Genomic DNA, 1,415 nt, shown 5'->3' on the forward strand with positions numbered 1-1,415 from the left:
GTTATAAGGCTTTTTATGTCATAAAACCTTAAAATGAGAATTGCTGAGAATATCCCGATTTTTCCCCTAGCTGTCAGGGACGATCTAGAAACTTTCTTAATTTTCAGGCATTATCCGCAACTTTTCCCTAAATATAGATTTGTTGATCTCCTGACAAAAACCTATGGGTGAAAAAAAACGCATTGGAATTCTCACCAGTGGTGGCGACTGTGCGGGTTTAAATGCCGCCATTCGTGCCGTTGTCCACCATGCCAGTGGCAATTATGGCTGGGAAGTGGTGGGTATTCGAGAAGCAACGAACGGATTAGTTAGCCGTCCCCCCAAAACCACTATCTTTGACATTGAAGGAGTCGATCGCCTGTTGGTGATGGGGGGAACAATTCTCGGTACTACCAATAAGGGGGATCCCTTCGCTTTCCCGATGCCGGATGGAACCCTGATCGATCGCTCTCAGGACATCATTGACGGCTATCATAGTCTGGGACTGGATGCCCTGATCGGCATCGGTGGCGATGGTAGTCTGGCGATTTTGCGCCGTATTGCCCAACAGGGAGGCATTAATCTGATTGGTATCCCAAAAACCATCGATAATGATGTGGGAGCTACAGAAGTCTCCATCGGCTTCGATACAGCTACTAATATCGCCACAGAAGCCCTCGATCGCCTCCATTTTACCGCCGCTAGTCATAACCGGGTGATGATTCTAGAAGTTATGGGTAGAGATGCCGGCCATATCGCCCTGGCTGCCGGTATTGCGGGGGGGGCCCATATCATTCTCATTCCCGAAATTCCCTACCGATTAGAGAAGATCTGCGAGAAGATCCGGCAACGGCAGCGTCTGGATAAACAGTTTTCTCTGATTATTGTCTCCGAGGCTGTGCGTACCGAAACTGGCAATCGCTTAGTGCAAAAGGAAGCCCTAGGAGAAGATCGTCTCGGGGGTATCGGTCGCTATTTAGCCGAAGAAGTTGCCAGGGAAACCGGGGCCGAAACGAGAGTGACTTTCCTGGGCCACATTCAACGGGGGGGTATTCCTTCTCCGATCGATCGCTTACTGGGGGCGGCTTTTGGCGTGGCGGCCGTGGATCTGATCGCCAGGGGAGAATTCGATCGCATGGTGGCCTGGCAAAATCGGCAAGTGGTCAGTGTTCCCATTGAGGAGGCGATTAAAACCTATCGCGTCGTCGATCCCGAAGAAACTTTAGTCAAAACCGCCAGGGGTTTGGGTATTTGTCTAGGGGATTGAGATTAAATCTAGGGGAATCGGTGCGAGAATTAATCCTTAAGTATCGCCCTTTCCCCACCGATTAAAATTACCCCTCAAATAAAGATAAACTCTGATAATTATTTTTCGGCAATTTCGCTAGTAAACCTAAATGATTAATAGTTCAGTTGATGTAGCAGAAAGATTGTTA

The 1,415-nt window shown here is 48.6% G+C and carries 1 protein-coding gene; it reads left to right on the forward strand.

The genetic code is table 11. The features are described from left to right. The first annotated feature begins 163 nt into the window (after positions 1-163). Positions 164-1,246, forward strand: a complete 1,083-nt coding sequence (locus PX636_RS13040) for an ATP-dependent 6-phosphofructokinase (RefSeq protein ID WP_002796030.1) — start codon at positions 164-166, stop codon at positions 1,244-1,246. The last annotated feature ends 169 nt before the right edge of the window (positions 1,247-1,415 follow it).

Origin of the sequence: Microcystis sp. M53598_WE2, assembly GCF_030067735.1 — a bacterium.
Classification (GTDB): domain Bacteria; phylum Cyanobacteriota; class Cyanobacteriia; order Cyanobacteriales; family Microcystaceae; genus Microcystis; species Microcystis aeruginosa.